Source organism: Brevundimonas sp. DC300-4 (genome assembly GCF_049897365.1).
Taxonomy (GTDB): domain Bacteria; phylum Pseudomonadota; class Alphaproteobacteria; order Caulobacterales; family Caulobacteraceae; genus Brevundimonas.
This window is the reverse complement of sequence record NZ_JAFCWC010000001.1, coordinates 173,738-198,509: the sequence shown is the minus strand read 5'-3', so window position 1 is coordinate 198,509 and position 24,772 is coordinate 173,738. Positions and strand designations below refer to the sequence as shown.

At 67.3% G+C, this 24,772-nt stretch carries 22 protein-coding genes and 1 tRNA gene; 6 read left to right on the top strand and 17 right to left on the bottom strand.

Going from position 1 to position 24,772, the window contains the following annotated elements; all coding sequences use genetic code 11:
- Window positions 1–62: 62 nt before the first annotated feature.
- Entirely contained in the window at window positions 63–3,068 is a 3,006-nt protein-coding gene (locus tag ACP7AZ_RS00975) for a TonB-dependent receptor (RefSeq protein WP_426035213.1), read from the bottom strand.
- Window positions 3,065–4,105: a LacI family DNA-binding transcriptional regulator gene (locus ACP7AZ_RS00970; RefSeq protein WP_426035211.1), complete on the bottom strand. Its 1,041-nt coding sequence runs from the start codon at window positions 4,103–4,105 to the stop codon at window positions 3,065–3,067. Before ACP7AZ_RS00970 ends, ACP7AZ_RS00975 begins: the two co-directional genes overlap by 4 nt.
- A 269-nt stretch (window positions 4,106–4,374) precedes the next feature.
- Between ACP7AZ_RS00970 and ACP7AZ_RS00965 the strand changes: the two genes are divergently transcribed.
- Window positions 4,375–5,721: a GH1 family beta-glucosidase gene (locus ACP7AZ_RS00965; RefSeq protein ID WP_426035209.1), complete on the top strand. Its 1,347-nt coding sequence runs from the start codon at window positions 4,375–4,377 to the stop codon at window positions 5,719–5,721.
- A gap of 132 nt (window positions 5,722–5,853) precedes the next feature.
- On the opposite strand, the gene ACP7AZ_RS00960 is transcribed toward ACP7AZ_RS00965, so the two are convergent.
- Window positions 5,854–7,380 carry a carboxylesterase/lipase family protein gene (locus tag ACP7AZ_RS00960; RefSeq protein ID WP_426035207.1) on the bottom strand — a complete coding sequence of 509 codons (1,527 nt, stop codon included), beginning with the start codon at window positions 7,378–7,380 and terminating at the stop codon, window positions 5,854–5,856.
- A gap of 98 nt (window positions 7,381–7,478) precedes the next feature.
- On the opposite strand from ACP7AZ_RS00960, the gene ACP7AZ_RS00955 reads away from it, so the two are divergent.
- Window positions 7,479–8,990 carry a sensor histidine kinase gene (locus ACP7AZ_RS00955; RefSeq protein WP_426035205.1) on the top strand — a complete coding sequence of 504 codons (1,512 nt, stop codon included), beginning with the start codon at window positions 7,479–7,481 and terminating at the stop codon, window positions 8,988–8,990.
- The gene (locus ACP7AZ_RS00950; protein WP_426035203.1) at window positions 8,983–9,360 is read left to right on the top strand and encodes a response regulator; all 378 of its coding nucleotides are present in this window, start codon (window positions 8,983–8,985) and stop codon (window positions 9,358–9,360) included. Before ACP7AZ_RS00955 ends, ACP7AZ_RS00950 begins: the two co-directional genes overlap by 8 nt.
- Here ACP7AZ_RS00950 and ACP7AZ_RS00945 read toward each other — a convergent pair.
- The 11 genes from ACP7AZ_RS00945 to serS all read right to left on the bottom strand — a co-directional run bounded on the left by ACP7AZ_RS00945 (window position 9,332) and on the right by serS (window position 19,944).
- A complete protein-coding gene (locus ACP7AZ_RS00945) occupies window positions 9,332–10,930 on the bottom strand; it encodes a phytoene desaturase family protein (protein WP_426035201.1) in 1,599 nt (532 codons plus the stop codon). The two genes, ACP7AZ_RS00950 and ACP7AZ_RS00945, sit on opposite strands and share 29 nt — an antisense overlap.
- The gene (locus ACP7AZ_RS00940; protein WP_426035199.1) at window positions 10,930–11,562 is read right to left on the bottom strand and encodes a squalene/phytoene synthase family protein; all 633 of its coding nucleotides are present in this window, start codon (window positions 11,560–11,562) and stop codon (window positions 10,930–10,932) included. Before ACP7AZ_RS00940 ends, ACP7AZ_RS00945 begins: the two co-directional genes overlap by 1 nt.
- A complete protein-coding gene (locus ACP7AZ_RS00935; RefSeq protein ID WP_426035197.1) occupies window positions 11,555–12,172 on the bottom strand; it encodes a hypothetical protein in 618 nt (205 codons plus the stop codon). Before ACP7AZ_RS00935 ends, ACP7AZ_RS00940 begins: the two co-directional genes overlap by 8 nt.
- A gap of 74 nt (window positions 12,173–12,246) precedes the next feature.
- Window positions 12,247–13,230 carry a protein translocase subunit SecF gene (gene secF / locus ACP7AZ_RS00930; RefSeq protein WP_426035195.1) on the bottom strand — a complete coding sequence of 328 codons (984 nt, stop codon included), beginning with the start codon at window positions 13,228–13,230 and terminating at the stop codon, window positions 12,247–12,249.
- Window positions 13,227–14,831 carry a protein translocase subunit SecD gene (secD, locus tag ACP7AZ_RS00925; RefSeq protein WP_426035193.1) on the bottom strand — a complete coding sequence of 535 codons (1,605 nt, stop codon included), beginning with the start codon at window positions 14,829–14,831 and terminating at the stop codon, window positions 13,227–13,229. Before secD ends, secF begins: the two co-directional genes overlap by 4 nt.
- 31 nt (window positions 14,832–14,862) lie before the next feature.
- A complete protein-coding gene (gene yajC, locus ACP7AZ_RS00920; protein WP_303695452.1) occupies window positions 14,863–15,180 on the bottom strand; it encodes a preprotein translocase subunit YajC in 318 nt (105 codons plus the stop codon).
- Between the two features lie 113 nt (window positions 15,181–15,293).
- Window positions 15,294–16,373, bottom strand: coding sequence for a peptidoglycan DD-metalloendopeptidase family protein (locus ACP7AZ_RS00915; RefSeq protein ID WP_426035191.1), 1,080 nt, complete (start codon window positions 16,371–16,373; stop codon window positions 15,294–15,296).
- A gap of 260 nt (window positions 16,374–16,633) precedes the next feature.
- Entirely contained in the window at window positions 16,634–17,278 is a 645-nt protein-coding gene (locus tag ACP7AZ_RS00910; protein ID WP_426035189.1) for a protein-L-isoaspartate(D-aspartate) O-methyltransferase, read from the bottom strand.
- A complete protein-coding gene (gene surE, locus ACP7AZ_RS00905; protein ID WP_426035187.1) occupies window positions 17,275–18,063 on the bottom strand; it encodes a 5'/3'-nucleotidase SurE in 789 nt (262 codons plus the stop codon). Before surE ends, ACP7AZ_RS00910 begins: the two co-directional genes overlap by 4 nt.
- A 66-nt stretch (window positions 18,064–18,129) precedes the next feature.
- Complete coding sequence (locus ACP7AZ_RS00900; protein ID WP_426035185.1) at window positions 18,130–18,510, bottom strand: hypothetical protein; 381 nt, start codon at window positions 18,508–18,510, stop codon at window positions 18,130–18,132.
- Window positions 18,511–18,669: 159 nt separating this feature from the next.
- Window positions 18,670–19,944, bottom strand: coding sequence for a serine--tRNA ligase (serS, locus tag ACP7AZ_RS00895; RefSeq protein ID WP_426035183.1), 1,275 nt, complete (start codon window positions 19,942–19,944; stop codon window positions 18,670–18,672).
- A gap of 255 nt (window positions 19,945–20,199) precedes the next feature.
- On the opposite strand from serS, the gene ACP7AZ_RS00890 reads away from it, so the two are divergent.
- The 3 genes from ACP7AZ_RS00890 to ACP7AZ_RS00880 all read left to right on the top strand — a co-directional run bounded on the left by ACP7AZ_RS00890 (window position 20,200) and on the right by ACP7AZ_RS00880 (window position 21,398).
- Window positions 20,200–20,637, top strand: a complete 438-nt coding sequence (locus ACP7AZ_RS00890) for an HIT family protein (RefSeq protein WP_426035181.1) — start codon at window positions 20,200–20,202, stop codon at window positions 20,635–20,637.
- A gap of 31 nt (window positions 20,638–20,668) precedes the next feature.
- Window positions 20,669–20,744 (top strand) — tRNA-Thr (locus ACP7AZ_RS00885).
- 21 nt (window positions 20,745–20,765) lie between these two features.
- Window positions 20,766–21,398 (top strand): TetR/AcrR family transcriptional regulator, encoded by a 633-nt coding sequence (locus ACP7AZ_RS00880; RefSeq protein WP_426035179.1) that lies wholly within the window; start codon window positions 20,766–20,768, stop codon window positions 21,396–21,398.
- Window positions 21,399–21,523: 125 nt separating this feature from the next.
- On the opposite strand, the gene ACP7AZ_RS00875 is transcribed toward ACP7AZ_RS00880, so the two are convergent.
- The 3 genes from ACP7AZ_RS00875 to ACP7AZ_RS00865 form a co-directional block, all read right to left on the bottom strand.
- Entirely contained in the window at window positions 21,524–22,282 is a 759-nt protein-coding gene (locus ACP7AZ_RS00875) for a prepilin peptidase (RefSeq protein WP_426035177.1), read from the bottom strand.
- Window positions 22,283–22,457: 175 nt separating this feature from the next.
- Window positions 22,458–24,344 carry a ferrous iron transporter B gene (feoB, locus tag ACP7AZ_RS00870; protein WP_426035175.1) on the bottom strand — a complete coding sequence of 629 codons (1,887 nt, stop codon included), beginning with the start codon at window positions 24,342–24,344 and terminating at the stop codon, window positions 22,458–22,460.
- Window positions 24,344–24,628 carry a FeoA family protein gene (locus ACP7AZ_RS00865; protein WP_426035173.1) on the bottom strand — a complete coding sequence of 95 codons (285 nt, stop codon included), beginning with the start codon at window positions 24,626–24,628 and terminating at the stop codon, window positions 24,344–24,346. Before ACP7AZ_RS00865 ends, feoB begins: the two co-directional genes overlap by 1 nt.
- Window positions 24,629–24,772: the final 144 nt, after the last annotated feature.

The window sequence follows — 24,772 nt, the reverse complement described above, 5'->3', positions numbered from 1 at the left end:
TCGCCCGCAAAAAATACGGCCGCCCCTGTAACCCAGGGACGGCCAGTCTCAGAAAAGAAGGATCAGAAGCTGTAGCGAGCGCCGAACTGGAGGGTCCGTGTCGGGAACAGCACCGACGACGGGTTGCCGAAGTTGGGGGAGCCCTTGTCGCCGTTGAAGCCGGAGTAGTTGTAGAAGTCGAACACGTTGATGGCGTCGACGTACAACTGGAGCTCGCCCGCATCCCACAGGTCGATGGACTTGGTCAGGCGCAGATCCAGATTCCGGTAGGCGAAGGCGGCGGGGATGATGAAGTTGTCCTGCTCCGGATAGGCGCCGGACGGACGGTAGTAGAAGCGCGAACCGGTGCCGTCGAAGACGTTGAACGGCGTGCCCGAACCCAGGGTGAGGATACCCGACAGCTGGAACCCGGCCGGCAGATCGACGATGCCGTTGGCGACAATCCGGTGGTGCTCGTTGTTCGGGGAATTCCGCATCGGCGAGGTCGCCACGCTGAAGCAGTCGAAGCAGAAATTATCGTCGCCGCCGTTCTGCTGGGAGTCGGCCCAGGTGTAGGCAACGTTCAGACCCCAGCCGCTTTCACGCGTGTAGTTCTTGTCGAGCTTGACGTAGAGCGCGGTGAACTCGCGTTCCTTGCTGTGATCGCTGACCAGATAGGTGCGGTACGGGTTCGTGCCGCCCGGCGAGCAGAAGCCGCCGTTGTCGCCGAACCCGTCGCCGTCGTTCGGCGCGTTGGGTTCACGGCAGCGGTTCAGATACTGCCAGGTGAACTCGTTCTCGGTCTTGCCGTAGGCCAGGGTGAACTCGGTCTGCCAGTCGCCGAAACGCTGACGCAGACCCAGGTTGAACTGGTCCGTCCGGGGTGGCTCGAAGTCGTTCTTCAGCAGGAAGGCTTCGCCCCGAGCCGGGATGTTGTTCAACACCGGATCGAGGCCGGCGGCGGTGAAATAGCTGGCCTGCCACAGGATGGGATCGGTAGGTCCGCCGTTGGCGACACCTGCGGGCCGGCCCGTGGTCGAGAAGAAGGCGTTGCGGGTGAAGTCGCCGCCCTTGGCCACTTCGTCGAAGGCGAAGTTGAAGTTGACGCGGTCATAATAGCGTCCGGCGCCGCCGAAGATGACCGTCTCCCGGTCGCCGAAGACGTCGTAGGAGAAGCCGATGCGCGGCTGGAAGGCCTTGGCATAGGCGTCGCGGTTGCTGCCGGTCGAGATGTAGTCGTTGACGTTGAACCAGCTGGGCTTGTAGCCGGCCGGCTTGCCGCCGTCGGTCGAGGCGATCCACTGGTTCAGGCCCGTCAGCACATTGGCGGGGGTGACGTAGTCGACGTTGTTGGCGTTATCCTCGTAGTCCCAGCGGATGCCGAGGTTGATCTCCAGCTGGTCAGTCAGGCGCCAGTCGTCCTGGATGTAGAGCCCGTAGACGTTGTTATCCAGATCGACCGTCGGGAACCGGTTGCCCAGCTGGACCCGGTAGGGAACCGCCGCATTGCCGCTGGCCGTGCCGTTCAGATCGAAGAAGAACTCCGGGTTGCGCCCGAATTCCTTGTCGACGACATAGTTCTGGGCCGAGAATTTCACGCCCATCTTGAGGGTGTGGGAGCCGTGGAAATCGATGTCGGTAAAGGTCAGGTCATCCCGGAACGTCATCGTCCAGTCCGTGATGTTCTGGCGGCTGCCCGAACCGCCGATATTCAGGATAGAGACGCCGCCGAAGGGGTCGTAACCGGTTTCGAAGATGCGGAAGCTGGCGCCCCTCGTGTCGAAGTTCGATGCGGTCGGATTGTAGTTGTAGTCGCGGTAGTCGATCGAGGCTTCGTTGACGAAGCCCTCGCCCTGCCACTGATAGCGGAGCTGGGCGCTCTTGGTGGTTTGTTGCAGACCCGAGGCGCGCTCGATCGAGTTTGCCCCGCCGACGCCGGTGGTGTCGGCTTCGTCGCGATAGGTTACGCTCAGGTCGAACAGGTGACCCTCGGCCGCCTGGAAGCTCAGTTTGCCGAAGAACAGGTCTTCCTCGAACGGCGTCGCAAAGGTGCCGATATATTGGGCGAACTGGGTCTGATACGCGGGCGTCTGGCGGCCCAGGTTGACGGTGGCCGCGCGGTTCTCCTGCTTGTGCTCATAGCTGCCGAAGAAGTGCAGACGATCCTGGATGATCGGTCCGCCCAGCGCCGCGCCGTACTGCTGTACTTCCAGATCGGCCTCGGTCTGGTTGCGACGACGCGAGAACACGTCCTGTTCGATGAAGTCCTGATCGCGATAGGCGCCGAAGATCTCGCCATGGAACTCATTGGTGCCAGAGCGGGTGATGGCCGTGATGATCGCCGACGAGGCCTGTTCGTACTCGGCCTTGAAGTTCTGGGTGATGATCCGGAACTCGCCGATGGCGGCCTGGGGGAAGGGGTTGCCCCGGCTGTCGTCCTGGCCCTGAATACCGCCCGAGATGACATTGGACTTCAGGCTCGCGCCGTCGATGAAGGCGTTGATGGCCTCGGCCCGCTGGCCGCCCGCGCTGATCGTCACTTCCTGCTCGTTCTGCGAGACCCGAACGCCAGGCGCCAGGGCGGCGAAGTTGAGGAAGTTGCGGTTGATCTGCGGCAGGGTCTGGATCTGCTGCAGCGTGACGTTGGTGGAGTTCTCCGGCGTGCGGACTTCGACCAGCCGCCGGCCGGTGACGACGATATCGCCGACGTCGGTGGCGTCATCGCTCACAGCGCCTGTGACGGCTCCGACGCTGAGATCCAGGCTGGCGGACTGGGCCACGCCGACGGACACGACATCCGTGGCGACCTGGCCGTCGGCCGTCGTCGCCGTGATCGCATAGGAACCAGGGCGCACGCCCACCAGAGCATAGCTGCCGTCCGCATTGATCCGGCCGCGGTAGGAGAAGCCCGTTGCCGTCTCGCGGGCAACGACTTCTCCCCCGTTTTCCGGCGCATCGCCCTCATAGACCGTGCCCCGGATCGTGGCGTTAGTGGTCTGCGCCGAAGCGGCGCCGGCCGTTATCAGGGTCGCCACGGCCAGGGCCGAAACGGCGCCCAGCGCGCGGGAGCGCAGGGTCATGCGGGTCATTGGGTGTCTCCGTTGAAGGCGATGCTGGATTGGGGACCGCCGCTCGACTGGCGGACGACGAGTTGGGGTCGAATGATTTCGCAGGCGGCGTCGGGCTTAGCCTGCGGGTCGTTGGAGGCGGCGATCAGGGCGACCAGCCGGTCCATGGCGCGGCGGCCCGTCTCGGCGATTTCGATGCGAAGGGTGGTCAGGGCCGGCCGCACGAGGGCCGCGATCGGCACGTCGTCGAAACCAACCACGGCGACGTCCTCGGGGCAGCGGACGCCCGCGTCCTGCAACGCCAGAAGCGCGCCGATCGCCGTCATGTCGTTGGCCGCGAAGATTGCATCGGGCCGCACGCCCTCGGCCAGCAGCAGAGCGGTCGCGTCGTGTCCCGAGGCCTGGGTGAACTCCCCGCCGACGATCACTGGGTCGCGGCCTGCGGCGGTCATGGCCTGGACATATCCGGCCTGACGCTCGCGCGCTTCGAGGTTTCCGGATGGCCCGCCGATGTGGACGATCCGCTCGCGGCCCTGAGCCAGCAGGTGTTCGACCGCCGCGACCGCACCGCCGACATTGTCCACGACCATCGACGGCCGGCCGGCGTCATTCGCCCCGCCGTTCATCAACAGCACCGGCAGACGCCCTGCGAGGCTGTGCGCCAGATTGGCCGAATCGAGATGGGGCGACAGCACGATCAGCCCGTCCACACGGCCTCGCATCGAACGGATGGCCGCGGCCGCATCCGAGGCGTCGTCATGCGAACTCGACACGATCAGGTGCAGTCCGTTGGCGCGCGCCGCCACATCCATGCCCCGGATCAGCTCCGAGAAGAAGTCCCCGAAGAGGTCCGGCAGGATGACCCCGACCGTGTCGGTGCGGCTGGTCGACAGGCTGCGGGCTCCCGAATGGGGGACGTAGGCCAGGGCCTCGACAGCCTCCAGAACCTTCAGCCGGGTCGGCTCGGTGACGGCCCCCGCGCCGGTCAGGACACGGGACACCGAGGCCACGGAAACCCGGGCGCGCTCGGCCACGTCACGGATCGTCGCCGGCTTCACGCCGCGCGTCCCATCGGCGCACGGCCGGCTGAGCTGTGAGTACGGTTGCGATGCACCCAGCGTGTCCTGAAACGTCCCGGCCGTACCGGCCTCCGTTAATCGAAGGTCCGTCGACAAAATTCTGTAATCGGTTACATCGCACACTGGTAATGGGGCCCGCAAGTGCCGTAGTTTGGCCACACCAGACTTTCTGATCAGCGTCGGGCCTGCGGCAACGGTTCCGGCCTCTCCCTCCCCCACCTGCTCGCCTTCCGAACGAAAGCCTTCAAATGAGCGCCAACTATCAGTTTCCCGAGGGTTTTCTGTGGGGCGCAGCCACGGCCGCCTATCAGATCGAGGGCTCGTCCATGGCCGACGGCGCGGGCGAATCCATCTGGGACCGGTTCTGCCACATTCCGGGCAATATGAAGGACGGCGACACGGGCGACGTGGCCTGCGACCACTACAATCGCTGGCGCGAGGACGTCGAACTGATCAAGCGGCTGGGTCTGAAGGCCTACCGATTCTCGGTCAGCTGGAGCCGGGTCATGCCGGACGGCACAGGGCGGCTGAACGAGGCGGGCCTGCAGTTCTACGACAACCTGATCGACGCCCTCATCGACGCGGGGATCGAGCCGCTCGTCACCCTCTATCACTGGGATCTGCCGGCGGCGCTGGACGACCGGGGCGGCTGGCTGAACCCCGACATCGCCGACTGGTTCGCCGACTACGGCCAGGTGCTGTTCGAGCGTTTCAAGGGGCGGGTGAAGACCTGGGGCACGATCAACGAGCCCTGGGTCATTGTTGATGGCGGCTATCTTCATGGCGTCCTGGCCCCCGGCCACAGGTCCCACTACGAGGCCGTGATCGCCGGCCACAATGTCCTGCGCGCCCACGGCGCCGCCGTTCGCCGCTTCCGCGAAGTCGGTGAAGGCCGGATCGGCATCGTCCTCAACATCGAACCGAAATATCCGGCCAGCGACAGGCCGGAGGACGAAGCCGCGCGCAAACGCGCCGAGGCCCAGATGAACCGCTGGTTCCTCGATCCCCTGATGGGCCGCGGCTACCCGGCCGAACTGCACGACGTCTATGGCGATGCGATGCGCAACTTCCCGGCCGGGGACTTCGACCTGATCGCGACACCGACCGACTGGATGGGCCTCAACTGGTACACCCGCGCGGTGCCCGAGAACGCGCCCGACGCCTGGCCCGTCCGCGCCCGGCCGGTGAAGCAGATCCAGCACGCCCATACCGAGACCGGTTGGGAGGTCTATCCCCCGGCCTTCACCGACACCCTGGTCTGGCTGCATGAGCAGACGGGCGGCCTGCCCCTGATGGTCACCGAGAACGGCTCCGCCTGGTACGATCCGCCCCACGCCATCGACGGTCGCATCCAGGATCCGATGCGGGTCGACTATCTGAAGACCCACCTGAAGGCGGTCCACGACGCCATCGGCAGGGGGGTGAAGCTGGAGGGCTATATGGCCTGGTCGCTGCTCGACAATCTCGAATGGTCGCTCGGCTATTCGAAGCGGTTCGGCATCACCCACGTCAACTTCCTGACCCAGGAGCGGACGATCAAGGACAGCGGCCTGCTTTACGCCGAGGTGATCCGGACCAACGGGGCCTGTCTCTAGAGCATGATCGTTTCTGGTGGACCCGCTTCGCGGGTCCGACATGAAGCGTGAATCAAGCTCTCGCTTAAATCTGGAGCCTGATTCACGGCATCAGCGGAATCGCGAAGCGATTCCTCGTCAGCCGATCAGGCTCTAGGGTCGGACGCGCCCATAGAACCGCTCGATCAGGTCCAGGCGGTCACCGAACGGGACCGCCTTGGCCGCCGGCCCGTCGTTGGTGAACTCCAGCAGCCGGTCCGGCGCGGCGCCGAACTCGGGCCAGGCCGGCCGGTCGCCGCCGTTCGGGTCGCCGGCCCTGGCGAATGTGGTCCAGTAGTCGGCCATGGCGGTCGCCGCCCGGTGGTCGCGCCCGCCCATCGGCCTCCCGACGGTATCGAGGTTGTCGAAGACATAGGGCCGCTCCGAAGCATGGGTCGCCCCGCCGCTGGGCTCGGGGTTGGATTCCGGCACCACGTCGAAACGGTAGAGGTAGGCCGCGTGTCCGGCATGCGCATGCAGTCGCGCCAGATGCCGCGCCGGCTCGTTGAAGATCAGATCGCTGACCACATGGGCGTCGTACCCGTCCTGCCCGCCGTAGGCCGCCAGAAGGGCGTCGTACTCGGGGTCGGTCATCGCGTCGTCGGTACGGCCATAGGCGCCGGCGTCCACAGGGCGGATCCACCAGAACTCGGCGCTGTTGGTCCCGATGATCAGGGGCACGGGCGCCTGGCGTCCGGCGGCGAAGGCCTCGACCACGTCCTCCGGCACGACCTCGCCGTCGACGATCAGGTTGTCACTGTAGAAGGCTGGCATGGGCGTCAGCAGACGCTCGGCCGGAAGCGCGCGCAGGGCCTCCGCGGTCGCATCCGCGCCCAGCCCGGCCGACCTCGCGAAGGCGACGCCCAGCGATTGGGCCGAGGGCCGACCCGGCCGATCCTCGGCCAGCAACGCCGAGCGTTGCCGACCCAGCCCCGACTGCGCCGCCGCACGGCTGAACAGGCCGCGCGCGGCGGGCGCGACCATCAACTGGGTCACCGCAGCCCCGCCCGCCGACTCACCGAAGATCGTCACCTGCGCCGGATCCCCCCCGAAAGCAGCGATGTTGTCGCGCACCCACTCCAGGGCCGCTATCTGGTCCATCACGCCATAGTTTCCGGCGGGCTGGCCCGCCGGCCGCTCGGCTGCGAGCGCCGGATGATCGAAAAAGCCCAGCCGCCCCAGCCGGTAGTTGATCGTCACCACCACGACGCCGCGTCGCGCCAGGTTGGCACCGTCGTAGAGCGCCGCCGTGCCCGAGCCGTTGCTGTACCCGCCGCCGTGAATCCAGATCATCACGGGCAAGGTCCCTGCCCGCTCCGCCGGCGTCCACACGTTCAGGGTCAGACAGTCCTCGCTCGATGGAGGCGGTCCGACGCCCGGATCGCCATTGGCCGGGGCCTGGACGCAGATCGCGCCGACCGAGCCAGCATCACGGTCGCCTGCCCATAAGGCCGGCGCCTGGGGCGGCATCCACCGCAAGGCCCCGACCGGCGGCGCCGCGAACGGGATCCCCCTGAAGGAATCGACCTGGTCCGCCTGTCGGCCGATCAACCGCCCCTGCGCCACCTGCGCATCCGGGTGGGCCGGCGAAACGGGCACGAGGATCATGAGGATGGCCATGGCGAGACTGGTGAAGGACATGCGGCGATCCTAGCCACCCGGGCTCGCGACACAATCTTCACCGCGTCGGGAACCTTTCTCCGCGTCAAGCGCTTGCACGCACCGGGGAGACGCTAGGCGTGCGGGCACTTGAACAGGCGACAGACCTTGCGGCGGCCTTCGAGGCGTCGACAAACCCCTACATGCTGCTGACGCCGGACCTGCGCTACGCCGGCATGAATGCCGCCTATCTGGCCGCGGTCGGCATGGCGCGGGAACAGCTGATCGGTCGCCCGATCTTCGATATCTTTGACGGCGGGCCGACTGCGGCTGGGGCGGAGAATGTCCGCCAGCTGCGGGCTTCCTTCGAAAAGGTGCTGACGACCGGCGAACGGGATCACCTGGCGCTGCTCCAATACGCCATCCCGGTCGCCGGCCCGGACGGCGTAGTCAGCCATGAGGATCGCTACTGGAGCGCCAGCCACACGCCGCTACACGACGTCGAAGGCCGGATCGTGCTGATCCTCCAGCATACGTCCGACATCACCGAGCTGGAGCGGCTGCGGCGCGCACGGGACGACAGCCCCACCGTCAGCGCGCTGGACATGCTCCTCGGCGGCGGGGTCATGAACCGAGCCCGTGCCGTTCAGGAGGACAATCGGCGCCTCGAGACCGAGCGCAACCGGCTCGTCGAGATGTTCATGCAGGCGCCCGGCTTCGTCGCCATCCTGTCCGGGCCCGACCATGTCTTCCAGATGCACAACGACGCCTATGCCCGCATCGTCGGGCGCGACGACATCGCCGGCAAGTCGATCCGGGAGGCCCTCCCCGACCTGGCCGGCCAGGGCTTCTACGAACGGCTCAATTCCGTCTTCGAGACCGGCGAACCCTATGAGGGCAAGGGCGTCGCCGTCACCTTCCGGCCCGAAGGCGCAGACCGCGAACTGACCCGCAACGTGGATTTCATCTATCAACCCGTCCGGAACCACCACGGGACGGTCGTCGGCATCTTTGTTCAGGGACACGACGTCACGGACGCCGTTGTCGCCGCGCAGCGCCAGAGGCTGATGATCGACGAGTTGAATCACCGTGTGAAGAACACCCTCGCCACAATCCAGTCGATCGCCATCCAGACGGCCCGCTCCCATGAGGACCCCAGGACCTTCGCCGAGAGCTTCCAGGCGCGGTTGCTGAGCCTGTCGCACACCCACGACCTCCTGACCCGCAGCCACTGGGAGGGCGCCGATCTCCGCGACGTGCTGGAGCATGAGACCGCGGCCCATGGGACGACCCGAATCGTCCTGAACGGCCCGCCCCTGGCGCTCGGTCCGGCAGCGGCGGTGTCGCTGGGTATGATCTTCCACGAACTGGCCACCAATGCCGCCAAATACGGAGCATTGTCAGACCCCGACGGCCGCGTGTTCGTCGACTGGACCGTTGCCAACCAGACCAGCCGGATCCTGAGCGTCATCTGGCGCGAGGCCGGCGGCCCACCTGTGTCCTCCCCGACGCGCAAGGGATTCGGCAGCCGGCTGATCGAGAGGAACGTCCGGCACGATCTGGCGGGCGACGTCAAACTCGGCTACGCAAGCGACGGTTTTATAGCAGAATTCTCGATTCCGCTTGATAGGGATACGCAACAGCATGTCTGAAGGTTTGACCGGGCGCCGTATCCTTGTGGTCGAGGACGAGTCCTTGGTCGCCATGCTGCTCGAGACCATACTGGAAGACATGGGCGCGATCCCGGTCGGCGCCGTCGCGACGGTGGACGCGGCGCTGGACGTCGTGGCCAGCGATCCCCTGCTGGACGCCGCCCTGCTGGACGTGAACGTGGCTGGCCGCGAGGTCTTCCCGGTCGCCGAGGCGCTGAAGGCCAAGGGTATCCCGTTCGTCTTCTCCACCGGCTACGGACAAGGCGGCCTCCCCGACCATTGGCGCGGCCAGTCGACCATCCAGAAACCCTTCACCGAGGACGCGGTGAAGGCGGCCCTGTTCAACGCCCTGGGCGTCGCCCGCGTCTGAGGTCCTTCAGCACGGCCTTCGCCGCGTTGTGTCCCGGCGCGCCGGTCACGCCTCCGCCCGGATGCGCCCCTGACCCGCACAGATAGAGGCCCGGCACGGGCATCCTGTGGTCCGCGTGCCCCAGCACCGGCCGGGCGCTGAACAGCTGGTCCAGTGTCAGCCTGCCGTGGAAGATATCCCCCCCGACCAGACCGAAGCGCCGCTCCAGATCGCGCGGCCCCAGCGCCAGCCGCCCCAGCACCGACGCCCTGAAACCGGGCGCATGGGCGTCGACCGTGTCGATCATCAGGTCCGCCACCGTCTCGCGGTGCTCGTCGCCCAGCGCCGGATCAACGTGTTGGCAGAACAGGCTGGCCACATGCTGTCCCGGCGGCGCGAGACTGTCGTCCAGGGTCGAGGGGATCAGCATCTCGACGATGGGCTGCCTGGACCAGCCGTGCAGCCGCGCCTCGGCATGAGCGCGGTCCATGTAGGCCAGGCTCGGCGCGATGATGATGCCCGCCGTATGGTGGTCGCCGGGCGCCGGCAGCACCGAAAAGCGCGGCAGTTCCGACAGGGCGACGTTCATCCTGAAGGTGCCGGACCCGGACGCATAGCGGCTCATCCGCTCGGTGAAATCCGCCGGGACGACGGCCGGATCGACCAGCCGGTCAAACAGCAGGCGCGGATGCAGGTTCGACACGACCGCCCGACCCCGCACCGTATCGCCCGCCGTCGTCAGCGCGCCGATCGCCCTGCCCTTACCGGTCAGGACCTCCGCCACCTCGGCGTCCAGCCGGATGTCCACGCCCTGTTCGCGGCACGCTACGGCCATGGCTTGGGTGATTGCGCCCATGCCGCCAATGGCGTGGCCCCAGACGCCCTTGCGCCCGTTCACCTCACCGAAAACGTGGTGCAGCAGGACATAGGCCGAGCCCGGCGTGTAAGGGCTGGCGTAGTTGCCGACGATGCTGTCGAAGCCGAACAGGGCCTTGATCGGATCGCTCTCGAACCAGCCGTCCAGCCAGTCGCCGGCCGACTTGGCGAACAGGTCCAGCACGTCGCGCCGCCCCGTCAGATCAAGTCCGCCCAGCCGTTTTGCCAGGGACGCCGACTTCAGCATCTCCGGCAGGGCCTCCAGCCAGCCTCCAGTCGGCAGATTGGGCGGGGTCTCCAGCACCAGCGCCCGCAGCACCGCCGCCACCGCCTCCAGCCGCGCCTCATACTCCGGCAGCCGTTCCGCATCCCGCGCCGAGAACCGCGCCACCTGTCCTTGCGTCCGACCCTCGCCCGCCGTGAAGTAATCGCCGTCCAGCGGCAGGAAGTTCGACATCCGCCGTTCGAGAACCTTCAGCCCGTGCCGGGCCAGCTCCATCTCGGCGATAACCTTGGGGTTCAGCAGGCTGACGGTGTAGCTGGCGGTCGAGTTGCGGAATCCGGGATGGAATTCCTCCGTCACCGCCGCCCCGCCGACGACGCCGCGCCGCTCCAGCACCGTGACCTTCAGCCCTGCCCTCGCGAGGTAAAAGGCGCAGACCAGCCCATTGTGTCCCCCGCCCAGGATGACGACGTCGGTCTGGGTCACGGCCATCAGATACGGCCTCTCAGCGTCGCCCAGATCAGCATCAGCCGCTTGAGCGGCTCGGCCGCATCCGTAGCCAGGGCCGCATGAGCCACCGCAGGAAAGGCGACCGGCGGCAAGGTCTTCAGCGCACGGTTCGCGGCCGGTCTCAGCGCCGCCGCCTCGTCCCTGCGGCCCACCTGCAGAAGACCCCGGACCCGCGCCGCGTCGGCCACGACGATGTCATGCCCCCGCCCGGCCAGCAGGCGCACCGCCGTCTGCATCGGCCCGACATAGAAGGCGTCCAGATCGTGCGGCTCGCCATGGACCCGGTCGATGTGAGCCTCGATCAGGGCCTCGAACGGCGCACGGTCCAGACTGTGGCGCGCCACCAGTTCTGTCAGGGCCTCCAGCAGAGGATGCCCTCGTCTTTCGGCGCCCGAGAACACCCCGTCCATCTGCTCGCGCCACCAGGCGTAGCGCATCTCGGCCAGCAGGGGTTGGGTCACCCGCGTCGGGATGCTCATCAGCTCCGCCTCGAAGGCGTAGAGCGCGATCAGGTCCGCACGCGCCTGAGCGTCGCCGACGAACCGGCTGGACAGCCAGCGGTCGGGATCGGCCTTACGGGCCTGATCGTCGAGACTGTCGGGAGCGTCAGCCAAACAGGGTCTGGTACATCGCCATGGAGGTCAGCATCGGCAGGCTGAGCAGCAGGTTGGTGCGGCTGGCCAGCATGGCCACGCGGGCAGCCTTCGCCTTCTTCTCATCATCGACCACCACGATGCCCAACGCCCGCTTCTGGTTCGGCCAGATGATGCCCCAGACGTTCAGGAACATGACGATGGCCAGCCAGACGCCGACGCCCATCAGGGCGAAGCCCTGATCGCCCTGGACCAGGCCGCCGGCGAAGCCGAAGCTCAACACTTCCATCGAATAGACGTGGCCCTTGAGGCCCATGACGGCCAGACCCGCCAGGACCGTGCACAACGCCGACCAGCGGAACCAGAACAGGGCCTCAGGCGCGACATATTTCGAGATCGCCGGCTTCAGCTCGGCCGGGATGGTCGGCATGACGCGGATCTGGACGAAGTTGAAATAGTAAAGCAGCCCGATCCACAGGATGCCGAAGCCGACGTGGAACCAGCGGGCCACCGCCTGCCAGAATTGGACCGCGTCCACCTCCGCGATGCGGAAGAAGGCAAAGATCATCACCCCCGCGAGCACAAAGCTGAGGATCAGCGTGTTCCTGAAATTCGAAAGCAGATTGGCCATGTGTTCGCTCCCCCGAGTCGGTGTTTGACGCTCACCCTACCTCTCCCTCCCCCTGAAGGGGAGGGAGAAAGCCTCTAGGGCCGCGACGCCATACCCAGCTTGATCGGCTTGGCGTCCTCGGCGAGCTCGCCGCGCTTCACGCCCCAAAGCAGGATGATCGGCGCCCCGACGTAGATCGAGGAATAGGTGCCGACGACGATGCCGAACATCAGGGCGATCGAGAAGCCGAACAGGGCCTCGCCGCCGAAGAAGGCCAGGGCCGCAAGCACCATGACGGCGGTGACGCCGGTGATTATGGTCCGCGACAGGGTCTCGTTCAGCGACAGGTCGATCACCTCGCGCAGCGGCATGGTCTTGTACTTGCGCAGGTTCTCGCGAAGGCGGTCGAACACCACGACCGTGTCGTTCATCGAATAGCCGATCACGGTCAGGATGGCGGCCACCATGTTCAGGCTGAACTCCAGCTTGAACAGCACGATCAGGCCGAACGTCAGGATCACGTCGTGCAACAGGCCGGCCACGGCGCCGAAGCCGAACTGCGGCTCGAACCGGAACCAGATGTAGGCGAACATCAGCACGATAGCCGAGCCCAGAGCCAGAAGGCCGGAGGTGAACAGTTCGCCCGAGACCTTGGAGCCCACGACGCTCACTCCGGAGTAGGTCACCTCGCCGACCGCGCCGGTGATGGCGCCCTCGACCTGGTTCACGACGGCCGTCTGGTCGCGACCTTCGGGGATCTGGAAGCGCAGGACGGCGGTCGAGCCGTCCTGGACGTTGGTGTCGCGCCGGGCGATGCCCTGCACGCCCACGTCACCGAGCTCCAGTTCGCCCACCGAGCTACGCACGGCCTCTAGGTCGATCGACTGACCGGCCGGCTTGGCGACCTCAAGCGAGGCGCCGCCCCGGAAGTCGATGCCCATGTTCAGGCCGGGATAGAAACACGACACGATCGCCGCCGTGCACAGCACGACGGACAGAACGGCCGCGACCCGCGCGTATTTGACGAAGTGGAAGTTCGTCTTCTGCGGCAGGGTCCTGATAAGGGGCCACCAGGTCATCGGGCGGACTCCGCGATCGGAAGGGACTTGGGTTTGGCGATCTTCAGCCAGTAGGCGAGCAGGATCTGCGCCACGAGCACAGACGAGAAGACCGAGGTGAACACGCCGATGGTCAGGGTCCAGGCGAACCCGCGTACCGGACCGGCCCCGAAGATGAACATGATCATCGCCGCCACCAGGGTGGTCAGGTTGGCGTCGATGATCGTGCCCATGGCCTTGTTGAAGCCAGCGTCCATCGAGGCGATCACCGACCGTCCGGCCCGCGCCTCGTCACGCATGCGCTCGAAGATCAGCACGTTGGCGTCGACGGCCACCGCGAAGGTCAGGATCAGACCGGCGATGCCGGGCAGGGTCAGCGTCGCCTGGGTCAGGGACATGGCCGCCACGATCAGGATGCCGTTCAGGATCAGCCCCAGCACCGAGATGCCTCCGAACAGGAAGCCGTAGGCCAGCAGCATGAAGGACACGATGATGATGAAGCCGATCATCGTCGACAACGCGCCGGCCTTGACGGCGTCGGCCCCAAGTTCGGCCGTCACGGTGCGGCGTTCCTCGACCGTCAGCGGCGCAGGCAGAGCGCCGCCATTCAGCAGGTTCACCAGCTCGGAGGCCTCGGCGATGGAGAAGTTGCCGGTGATCTGGCCTGTGCCGCCCGTAATGGGGCTCTGGATCGTGGGCGCCGAAATCACCTTGCCGTCCAGGATGATGGCGAAGGGCTTGCCGATATTGGCCGCGGTCGTCTCGCCGAAGCGACGCGCGCCCTGGCCGTCGAAGCGGAAGTCGATGGCGGGGCGACCGCTCTGGTCGGCGCCGACGCCGGCGCGGGTCAGGTTCTCACCCGAGACCAGCACGCGCTTCTTGACCAGATAGGGCGTCACACCGTCCGAACCCATCAGCAGTTGGGCGTCCGGCGGCACACGACCGGCGACCGCGTCCTGCACCGAGTTTTCGGTGTCGACCATCTGGAAGGTCAGCTGGGCCGTCTGGCCGATGACCCGTTCCAGGGCGGCGGGATCACTCTCCCCGGGGGCCTGGACGACGATACGCTCGGCGCCCTGGCGGGTGATGGAGGGCTCGCGGGTGCCCAGGCTGTCGATCCGGCGGCGCACGACCTCGATGGACTGGTCCACCGCCGTCGCGCCCATGCTGTTCAGCGTCGCCTCGGTGAAGGCCAGGCGAATGCGGTCGGGGCCGACGCGCTGCACCTGACGCTCGGCCACGCCGCTGGCGTTCGTCGGGCCGACCAGGGCCTGCAGCGCCGTATAGCCGGCGTCCTGGCGGGTCGGATCCGACAGGGTGATGATCGCGCCGCCCGCTTCACGCGAGATCTGGTTGGTGGCGATGCCCGCCTCGCGCAGCGAGACCCGGACGTCCTCGATCAGGTTGTCGACGCGCTTCGTCCGCATCGCGGCCACGTCGACTTCCAGCAGCAGATAGGATCCGCCCTGCAGGTCGAGACCCAGGTTCAGGGCGTTCTTCGGCAGCCAGCCCGGCAACGATTCGCGTTGCGCCGGAGACAGGGCGTTCGGGAAGGCCAGCAGCACGCCGAAGACGAGCGCAAACACGACCAGGATGATCTTCCAGCGCGACAGCTGAATCATGGACGGGGGTTCCGGTTCAGCGAGCCGAGGCTCACGCCTTGGAGTCGTTGGCGGCAATGGCGGTGCGGTTGCGCACCTCGGCGATCATGCCCTTGACCACCCGCACATTGACGCTGGGAGCGATCTCGACATTGACCTCTGCCTCTTCGACGCGGGTCACCTTGCCGATCAGGCCAGACGACAGGACGATGGTGTCGCCGCGCTTCACGGCCGCGATCAGGGCCTGATGTTCCTTCGCCCGCTTCTGCTGCGGACGGATCAGCAGGAAGTAGAACAGCACGAAGATCGCGACGAACGGCAGGAACTGCACGATCATGGCCATCAGGCCGCCTTCACCAGTGGGCGTCATTTGGTCATTCCCCGGGGGATGGGGCAGCCGCTTCCGGGCGCCCGTTTAAAACAAGGCGCGGAACCTAGGGCCGAGCCCCTGCGATTGCAACGCGGCGTGATGGTTCGGCGTCTCTACCGTGGCAAAACAGTCAACGGATCGATCGCCACCGGCTCGTCGCCCTGCATGCGGCGGGTCTCGAAGTGGATCGAGGGACGCCCGTCGCCGGCGGTCAGCCCGACCGTGCCGACCTGCTGGCCCGCCCGCACGTCCGCGCCGTCGTCGACCGTCGCCGAACCGAGATGCCCATAGACGGTCCGCCAGCCGTCGCGGTGAATGATCAGGACGGTCAGGCCCTGGCCGATGATGTCGTCGCCGACATAGGCCACGCGCCCGCCGGCCGCGGCGTTCACCGGTGCGCCCGCCGCCGCACCGATATTGATGCCGTTGTTGCGCTCGCCCAGACCGACCGGCCCGAACCGACGCAGGACCTCGCCCCGCACAGGCCATTGCAGGCTTGTGGCTCCAGCGGACGCGACGCCGGTCGAGCCGGTCGCATCCGGCTGTCGCGTCGGCGGCGGCGCGGCCGGATTTCCGGACGGCGGCGGAGGCGGCGGCGGAATCACCCCGTTCTCGGGCACCATGACCCCGACCGGCGCGGGACCGGTCGCATAGGGATCGGGGCCGGTGTCCAGCGCGCTGTCGGGCAGGATGATCGACTGGCCCACGGTGATCGCGCCGCGCGGCCCCAGGCCGTTCAGGTCGATCAGGTTCTGCACCGGGGTCTGGAAACGTCGTCCGACGCCCGAGATGGTATCGCCCGGCTGGATGACATAGGCCGCGCCCGCGTTGACGCTCATGGGCGCCCGGGGCGTCACATAGGACGGCGAGGTCGCGGGCGGCGTATAGGCCGGGGGATTGTAGGCCGGCGGCGGATAGTTGTCTGACGACGAGGATGAAGGCGGCGGCAGCGCCCCGCCCTCGATCCGCTCGGTCGGCGCGGTCATCGGCGGCGGCGCCTCATAGACCGGCGGCTGGGGCTGGGCGCCGTAGGGGTCGGCCGGGCGCACGCCGGGCGCGCCATAGCCTTCCATCGGCCGGGTCGAATAGCGCGGGGCCTCCGGATAGCTGGCGCAGGCCGTGGCCGCCATTCCGGCAAAGGCGATCGCCGCCGCCCTGATCCAGTTCGCCCCGACCCGATTGAAAAGACGCATCCGCCGCTCCCCGTTCACCCTGCCCGACATGCCCCGCCGGAGCCCGTAAGCCAACCCGCCAAAGCGCGCGAAAGTGGGGCGGAGAGGTTAACGGGCGGGCGCGAGACGTCTCCTCCCTGTTCGCCACCTGGCGAATGGGGAGGTGGATGCGAGCCCCTCGCGAGCAGACGGAGGGGTTGTTCGTGGGGCCAGAACCCCTCCGTCTCTCCGCTTCGCGCCGAGCCACCTCCCCCTGCGCAAGCGCGCACGGGGAGGTGACTTCACCCCTCCTTCGCCGTCCCCTCGACCAGGGGCACGAAGCGGACCTCGCACAGGCTCTCGCGGCGGAAGGACCCGTCTTCCTGGCCCGTATAGCGATGCAGCATCTGCACCGAGGTCCGGCCCACCGGCGCGACCAGCACCCCGCCGGGCTTCAGCTGTTTCAGCAGTTCGGTCGGCTCGTTCGGCGAGGCGGCCGTGACCATGATCCGGTCGAACGGCGCCTGTTCGGGCCAGCCGAGGCCGCCGTCGGAGTGTCTGGTGATGACGTTGTCGATGCCCAGAGTCCGCAGCTTGCCCTCGGCCTCGACCAGCAGGCTGCGATAGCGTTCGACCGAATAGACATAGCGCGCCAGCCGCGACAGCACAGCGCACTGGTAGCCGCTGCCGGTGCCGATCTCGAGCACCCGGTGGCGCGGCTCGACCTCCAGCGCCTGGGTCATCAGGCCGACGATATAGGGCTGGGAGATGGTCTGGGCGCAGTCGATCGGCAGGGCCTGATCCTCCCACGCCTGATCGAGGAATTTATGGTGCACGAACACGGCGCGGTCGATCGATTCCATCGCCGCCAGCACCCGGGGATCGGTGACCCCCTGTTGCCGCAGCGACAGGATCAGCCGCCCCGCCCTGTCGTCCTTCAGATTCATCCCGCCAGCGCCTTCGGCGGCGCCCCGCCCAGCAGGCCCTTCAGGTCGTGGACGCTGGGCTTGTGGGTCAGGTCGATATGCAGCGGCGTGACCGAGATCTTGCCGTCGTCCATGGCCCGCAGGTCGGTGCCCGGCGCGTGGTCCTGTTTCGAACCGCGGAAGCTCATCCAGTAGTAGTCGCGGCCGCGCAGGTCGGTGCGTTTGACCGCATGCATCTCTCCGGCCTGACGGAAGCCCTGCACGGTTACCTCGACCGCCTTGACCGCCTCAGGCGGCCGCGCCGGGAAGTTCAGGTTCATCACCACGCCCGCCTGCCAGGTCTCGGCCAGAAGACGGCTGATGATCGGCGGGGCAAAGGCCTCGGCCGTCTCCCAGTGGGCGGTGACGTCGTCGTGGAACCGCTCCAGCGACTGGCTCAATGCGATCGAGCGGATGCCGAACGCCATGCCCTGCAGCGCGCCTGCCACCGTACCGGAATAGGAGCAGTCCTCGCCCACATTGTGCCCGCGATTGACGCCCGACAGCACCAGGCCCGGCCTGGCGTCCATCAGGTTGTTGACGGCCAGGACGACGCAGTCGGTCGGCGTGCCCGTGACCGAGAACCGCTTGTCCCCGAACCGGTTGACCCGCAGCGGCTCGGTCAGGGTGATTCCCCGGCCCTTGCCCGACTGTTCCTCGTGCGGCGCAACGATCCAGACGTCGTCCGACAGCGTCCGCGCAATCCGTTCCAGACAGGCCAGGCCCTCGGCCTCGATGCCGTCGTCGTTGGTCAGCAGGATGCGCAAATCAGAAGCCTTTGGTCAGTCGGGAGGGAATAGCCGAATCCCCGCCCCCGCGCACCCTGCGACACCCTACTGGATGACGGCGATGTCCGTGCCCAGGATCACGAAGGCACCATCGCACTCGTTGCGGATGCTGGAACCCTCGTAATCATAGCGGTCGCCCGGCAGGTCGTCGGACCTTTCCATGGCCGTGCCGGTGACCCGCACCTTCTGGCGCCCGATCGTGCTCGCCGCCATGCGCTGTTCGTCGCGCGGCAGGGCCCCCGAGACGCAGGGGCGACGCGTGCCCGCGACGTAGCGGTTCTCGCTCTCGATCAGCTGGAATTCCTCGCCCGAGAAATTGATCCAGCCTTCGAAGGTGGTCTGATCGGCGGTGAAGCCGGTGCTCTGGGCGGCGGCCGGACCGGTCGCGGCCAGCGACAAGGCCAGGGCTGCTAGAATCATCTTCATCTCCGGACTCCCTTGTTTCCGCTCATCCCCGCGAAAGCGGGGACCCAGTTCTGTAGGCGATCAACGCGGCAGAATTCGCACCGTTGCCCGATCCAGACGCCGTGACTCGAAAAACCACTGGGTCCCCGCTTTCGCGGGGATGAGCGGACTGGAAAAAAATCACCCGACGTGCGTCGCCCCGCCCATATAGGGCAGCAGGGCCGCCGGCACGGCGATCCGCCCGCCCTCGTCCTGATAGTTCTCCATGATCGCCACCAGCGTCCGCCCGACCGCGAGGCCTGAGCCGTTCAGCGTGTGCACGAACTCCGGCTTGCCTTCCTTGCGCTTGAACCGCGCGTCCATCCGCCGCGCCTGGAAGTCCCCGCAGTTCGAGACCGAACTGATCTCGCGATAGGTCCCCTGCGACGGCAGCCAGACCTCCAGGTCAAAGGTCTTCCGCGCCGAAAAGCCCATGTCGCCCTTGCACAGCAGCATCCGGCGATACGGCAGCTCCAGCTTCCGCAGCACCGCCTCGGCGCAGGTCGTCATCCGCTCGTGTTCGGCGTCGGACTGGTCCGGCGTGGTGATGGAGACCAGCTCGACCTTGTGGAACTGGTGCTGGCGGATCAGCCCGCGCGTGTCCCGCCCCGCCGACCCCGCCTCGGCCCGGAAACAGGGCGTCAGGGCCGTGAGCCGCAGCGGCAGCTCCTCCTCCGGCGTGATCTGCTCGCGGACGAGATTGGTCAGGGAGACCTCGGCGGTGGGGATGAGGAGGTGCTCGCCGACGCGGAACAAATCCTCCTCGAACTTCGGCAGCTGCCCCGTCCCGAACATCGCCTCGTCGCGCACCAGATACGGCGGATTGACCTCCAGATAACCGTGCTCGGTCGTCTGCACGTCGAGCATGAACTGGCCGATGGCGCGTTCCAGCCGCGCCAGTCCGCCCTTCAGCACCGCGAACCGCGCGCCCGACATCTTCGCCGCCGCCTCGAAGTCCAGCAGCCCCATGGCCTCGCCGAGATCTGCGTGATCCTTGGCCGGGCCACCGGCGCGCGGCGTGCCCAAGCGCGCGGTCTCGACATTGCCCGCCTCGTCCTCGCCGTCCGGCACGTTGTCGGCCGCGAGGTTCTTCTGCGCCGCCAGCAGGTCGCGCAGGGCCTTGCCCTTCGCCGCCTCGACCTCGCCGTGGCTCGCGATGTCGCCCTTCAGGGTCTCGACCTCGACCTTCAGCCGGTCGGCCTCCTCCATGTCCTTGCGGCCCATGGCGGCGCCGATCAGCTTGGAGGCCGCATTGCGCTTCGCCAGCGCCTCCTGCCCCGCCGTCTGGGCGGCGCGCAGTTCGGTGTCGATGCTCAGGATCTGGTCGACCAGCGCCTGCGCATCGTCCACGCCGCGCGACGACCAGCCGGCAACGAAATGGCCGGGGTTGTCTCGAATGGCTCGGATATCGTGCATGGCGCGGTCTTTTGGGCAGGCTTTGGGGAAGCGGATGCTCTAGCGGGCGTCGCCGCAGGGGGCAAACGCCCTCTCTTTCGTCATCCTCCGGCAAGCCGCGTCTTCGCGGCGCAGACCGGGGGACCCAGCGGCGCGCGATAGCGCGAACCTGTCGCGAACGAAGCGGTTTCGGATAGTCTGTATGAACAGATCGCCTTCGGCGCCGCTGGGTCCCCCGGTCTCGCTGCGCTCGCCGGAGGATGACGAAAGGATTTCATGACCCTGCACGCCCCCTACGACCCCTCGAACATCTTCGCCAAAATCCTGCGCGGCGAAATCCCTGCGGTGAAAGTCTGGGAGGACGACGCCGTCCTCGCCTTCATGGACGTGTTCCCCCAGTCCGAGGGCCACGTCCTCGTGATCTCGAAAACATCCACCGCCCGCACCCTGCTGGAGGTCGAACCCGACGTGCTGACCGGCCTCGCCGCCGCGACCCGGCGCACCGCCCGCGCCGTGGAGAAGGCCCTCAAGCCCGACGGCGTCTCGATCATGCAGTTCAACGGCGAGGCCGGCGGCCAGACCGTCTTCCACCTGCACGTCCACGTCATCCCCCGCTGGTCCGACCGCGCGCTGAAGGGCCACGGCCAGGCCGGCATGGCCGATGTCGAGGAACTCAAGGCGACGGCGGCAAAGATCGCGGAGGCGCTGGACTAATCTCCGCCTCCCCCGCTAAAGGCGGAGCAAGGCCGGCTTAGCTCAGTTGGTAGAGCGCCAGTTTTGTAAACTGGATGTCGCGGGTTCGATTCCTGCAGCCGGCACCACTCCTTCCGGGCCGCTCCCTCATGGCCGAACGCGCGATCAACAAACTGGGTCACCGCATCGGCGCGCGGGGCGGAAAGACGCGCGCCGCGATCCTCGACGCCACCCGCCGTCTGCTGGACCGCCAGCACCTCGGAGAAATCCGGGTCGCCGACGTCGCGCTCGAGGCCGGCGTGTCCCCGTCGAATTTCTACACCTATTTCAAGACGGTGGAGGAGCCGGTTCTGGCCCTGTGCGAAGCCGCCTCCGTCGATTTCGCACCCCTGTCGCGCCACCTTGACGGCGACTGGTCAACGGAAAACGCCTTCGCCGCTGCCCGCGCCTACGTCATGGACGTGCTGCTGATCTGGCGTGACCACGGCCCGGTCCTGCGCATCGAACACATGCTGGCCGACAAGGGTGAAGCCGGTTTCGTCGAGGCGCGCATCCGCCGTCTCCGTCGGGTCCACCTGTCGCTGGAGCGTCGTATCGCCGTCGCCCACGCCACCGGCTATCACGCGCCCGGCCTCGACCCGCGCCTGACCTCCTACGAGGTCGCCAACCTGGTCGAGTCGGTCGCCGCCGGCTTCGACCTGATGCGACGCGGCGACACCCCGCCCGACGCCATCATCGACACCACCGCCCACATCGTCGTGAAACTGGTGACCGGCCGCTGAAGCTGCGTCCGAAACTGTCGTGCGGCGCGCCTATGATCGTCGCGTCGAACGGTCTTTGACATCGCCTCAGAGATTTCCGCCGCGCGACTCTGTCGAGTCTGTAGACTCGTTTTTGGAGTCGCACCTCAGGTCGCCAGCGGCCCATAGAGCCAGGTCAGCCAGATCCCGATCGCCAGAAACGTGCCGAATGGCAGCTTCTGGGTCATTTCGACCTTCCTCCGCGTGATCAGCAGGGTCAGGACGATGCTGAAGCCCGCCGCACAGGCCCACAGCAGGACCGTCGGCAACCCCGTCCAACCGATCCAGGCCCCCGCCCCCGCGAACAGGATCGGATCCCCGCCGCCGAGCCCTTCCCTGCCGCGCACCCGCCGATAGATCTCGGCCAGCCCCCACAGGATGCCGAACCCGGCCACGGCGCCGACCAGTTGCGGGATCGGCCAGCCCTGGGCCAGCAGCGCCCCCGCGATCAGCCCCGTCGCGATCAACGGCAGGGTCAGCTCGTCCGGCAGCCAGAAATTCTCGGCGTCGATCAGGGCGATCAGCAGCAGTTGCCACCCGAGGGCCGCAGTCGCCCCGACCAGCAGCCAGCCGCTGTCATATCCCCACAGCGCCGCCCAGACCCCGATGGCCGCCGCGCCGCATTCGATCAGGATATAGCGCGGCGACACCGCCGCCCCGCACATCGCGCACCTGCCGCGCTGGACCAGCCAGCTGATCGCCGGAACCAGCTGCCAGGCTTTAAGCGTCTCGCCACAGCTCATGCAGTGCGACGGGGTGACGACGATCTCCTCGTCCCTCGGCAGGCGCACGGTCACCGCGGCGATGAAGCTGCCGAAGATCAGGCCCAGCAGGCCCATGACGATGGAAGCGTAGACAAGGCTCATCACTCCCCATACCCGCCACCCTCGGGATTGTCCCGAGGGCCCGGCCCCTTTCACCGTGCATCCCGGCGAAGGCCGGGATCCAGTGTTCGGTCAGGGCATGGAGCGCAGAGCCTTGAAGCATCAGCGTGTGCGTCTCTGGCCCCCGGCCTGGGCCGGGGTAGACGGAAAGGAAGCGTCAGCCCCCTCCGAGCGCCACTGCGATCCGGTAGGTGGCGAAGGACGCCAGATAGGCCAGGGCGAACATGTAGACGACCATGACCCACATCCATTTCCAGCTGTTCAGTTCGCGCTTCACCACCCCCAGGGTCGCCACGCACTGCGGCGCGAAGACATACCAGGCCAGGAACGACAGCCCCGTCGCCAGCGACCACTGGGCCGCCAAGGTCGCGCCCAGCAGGCTTCCAGCGCTCTCGACGTCGGCGATGGCATAGACGGTGCCGAGGGCGGCCACGGCCACCTCGCGCGCCGCCATCCCCGGGACCAGAGCCACGACCATCTGCCAGTTGAAGCCGATGGGGGCGAAGATCGGCTCCAGGGCGTGGCCGATCATCCCGGCGAAGGAATAGTCGATGGCCGGCTGGGTCGCGCCCTCGGGCGGATAGGGGAAGGTCGAGGCGGCCCAGACCAGGATCATCAAGGGCAGGATGATCCGCGCCGCCCGCTCCATGAAGATCCTGGCGCGGATCCACAGGTTCAGCAGCACCGACTTGGCGTCGGGCGTCTTGTAGGCCGGCAGCTCCATCATGAAGGGCTCGACCGCGCCCCTCCAGAACACCTTGCGGATGACGAAGGAGACCAGCAGCGCCGACACGATCCCCGCCGCATAGAGGCCGAACATCACCAGCCCCTGCAGGTTGGCGAAGCCCCAGACCGTCTGCTGCGGAATGAAGGCGCCGATGATCAGGGTGTAGACCGGGATGCGCGCCGAACAGGTCATCAGGGGCGCGACCATGATGGTCGTCAGCCGATCGCGCTTGGCGTCGATCACCCGCGCCGCCATCACGCCGGGAATGGCGCAGGCGAAGGAGGACAGCAGGGGGATGAAAGCCCGCCCATGCAGCCCCGCCCCGCCCATGATCCGGTCCATCAGGAAGGCCGCCCGCGCCATGTAGCCGAAGTCTTCCAGCAGGATGATGAAGGCGAAAAGGATCACGATCTGCGGCAGGAAGACGAGCACGCCCCCCACGCCCGCGATCACCCCGTCGACGATCAGGCTCTGCACCAGAGGCCAGACCGGCCCGCCGTCGGGCACGACCGCGCTGACACCCGCACCGATCAGGCCGAAACCCGCCTCGATCGCGTCCATCGCCGGCGTCGCCCAGGCGAACACCGCCTGGAACATGACGAACAGCAGGGCCATCAGGACGACCAGTCCGATGACCGGATGCAGCAGGACCCCGTCGATCCTGCCGGTCAGGGTGTCCGGCCGCTCCGGCGGACGCACCGCCGACCGCATGATCTGCTCGGCCCGGCGATGAGCCTCGCGAATGGCCTCGGCGTCCGGCGCGGTCCATGTCTCGCCCTCGGACGTCCACCCCGGTCCCGCCGCCGTCTCGATCTCGGCGACCAGGTCCTCGATGCCACGCCTGCGCGTCGCCACCGTGGTCACGATCGGCACGCCCAGTTCGACGCGCAGCCTCTCAAGATCGATGCGCAGGCCCTGTCGCTGGGCGATGTCGTACATGTTGAGCGCCAGAACCATCGGCCGCCCCACGGCCTTCAGCTCCAGAATTAGCCGCAGCACCAGCCGCAGATTGGTCGCATCGGCCACCGCCACGATCACATCCGGCACGGCCTCGCCCACCAGTCGCCCGAGGACCGCGTCGCGCGTGACCTCCTCGTCTGGGCTGCGGGCGCGCAGCGAATAGGTCCCCGGCAGGTCCAGCACCGACATCGACCGGCCCGAGGCGGCCAGAACCCGGCCCTCCTTCCGCTCCACCGTGACCCCGGCGTAGTTCGCGACCTTCTGGTGCGCGCCGGTCAGGGCGTTGAACAGGGCGGTCTTGCCCGAGTTGGGGTTTCCGACCAGGGCGACCCGCAGGGGCCTGACAGCGACGTCCATTATTCAGCGGCTTCCAGCAGGATCGGGGCCAGGTCGACAGTCAAGCTGGCCGCCTCCTTGCGGCGCAGGGCCACCCGCATGTCATCGACCTTCAACGCCATCGGATCACGGCCGAAGAGACCCTCGTGCAGCAGTTCGACGTTCGCCCCCTCGACAAAACCCAACTCCAGCAGACGGCGCTCCAGCTCCACTTCGCCGGCCTGATGGTGGCAATGGTCGCCGACCGAGACGATGACGCCGCGGTCGCCTACGCGGGCGTCGCTCAACTTGATGACACTGGACATTGCGAACGCTTATCAGGAGCGGAAGGAAAGTCCAGCGACAGACCTCTCTCTCCCCCTCCGGGAAGGGTTGTTGGAGCCCCCGGGTCCGAGCTTCGCTCGGCCCGAGGATGAACTGCGCGGAGACCGGATGGACGCGGCAAGGCG

Coding starts and splice junctions, on each gene's coding strand:
- ACP7AZ_RS00880 (WP_426035179.1), top strand. CDS start 20,766: ATGGCCGAACGCGCGATCAACAAACTGGGTCACCGCATCGGCGCGCGG.
- secF (WP_426035195.1), bottom strand. CDS start 13,230: ATGACCTGGTGGCCCCTTATCAGGACCCTGCCGCAGAAGACGAACTTC.
- ACP7AZ_RS00950 (WP_426035203.1), top strand. CDS start 8,983: ATGTCTGAAGGTTTGACCGGGCGCCGTATCCTTGTGGTCGAGGACGAG.
- ACP7AZ_RS00965 (WP_426035209.1), top strand. CDS start 4,375: ATGAGCGCCAACTATCAGTTTCCCGAGGGTTTTCTGTGGGGCGCAGCC.
- secD (WP_426035193.1), bottom strand. CDS start 14,831: ATGATTCAGCTGTCGCGCTGGAAGATCATCCTGGTCGTGTTTGCGCTC.
- yajC (WP_303695452.1), bottom strand. CDS start 15,180: ATGACGCCCACTGGTGAAGGCGGCCTGATGGCCATGATCGTGCAGTTC.
- ACP7AZ_RS00915 (WP_426035191.1), bottom strand. CDS start 16,373: ATGCGTCTTTTCAATCGGGTCGGGGCGAACTGGATCAGGGCGGCGGCG.
- ACP7AZ_RS00960 (WP_426035207.1), bottom strand. CDS start 7,380: ATGTCCTTCACCAGTCTCGCCATGGCCATCCTCATGATCCTCGTGCCC.
- ACP7AZ_RS00865 (WP_426035173.1), bottom strand. CDS start 24,628: ATGTCCAGTGTCATCAAGTTGAGCGACGCCCGCGTAGGCGACCGCGGC.
- ACP7AZ_RS00900 (WP_426035185.1), bottom strand. CDS start 18,510: ATGAAGATGATTCTAGCAGCCCTGGCCTTGTCGCTGGCCGCGACCGGT.
- ACP7AZ_RS00935 (WP_426035197.1), bottom strand. CDS start 12,172: ATGGCCAATCTGCTTTCGAATTTCAGGAACACGCTGATCCTCAGCTTT.
- ACP7AZ_RS00890 (WP_426035181.1), top strand. CDS start 20,200: ATGACCCTGCACGCCCCCTACGACCCCTCGAACATCTTCGCCAAAATC.
- ACP7AZ_RS00875 (WP_426035177.1), bottom strand. CDS start 22,282: ATGAGCCTTGTCTACGCTTCCATCGTCATGGGCCTGCTGGGCCTGATC.
- feoB (WP_426035175.1), bottom strand. CDS start 24,344: ATGGACGTCGCTGTCAGGCCCCTGCGGGTCGCCCTGGTCGGAAACCCC.
- ACP7AZ_RS00910 (WP_426035189.1), bottom strand. CDS start 17,278: ATGAATCTGAAGGACGACAGGGCGGGGCGGCTGATCCTGTCGCTGCGG.
- ACP7AZ_RS00975 (WP_426035213.1), bottom strand. CDS start 3,068: ATGACCCGCATGACCCTGCGCTCCCGCGCGCTGGGCGCCGTTTCGGCC.
- serS (WP_426035183.1), bottom strand. CDS start 19,944: ATGCACGATATCCGAGCCATTCGAGACAACCCCGGCCATTTCGTTGCC.
- ACP7AZ_RS00945 (WP_426035201.1), bottom strand. CDS start 10,930: ATGGCCGTGACCCAGACCGACGTCGTCATCCTGGGCGGGGGACACAAT.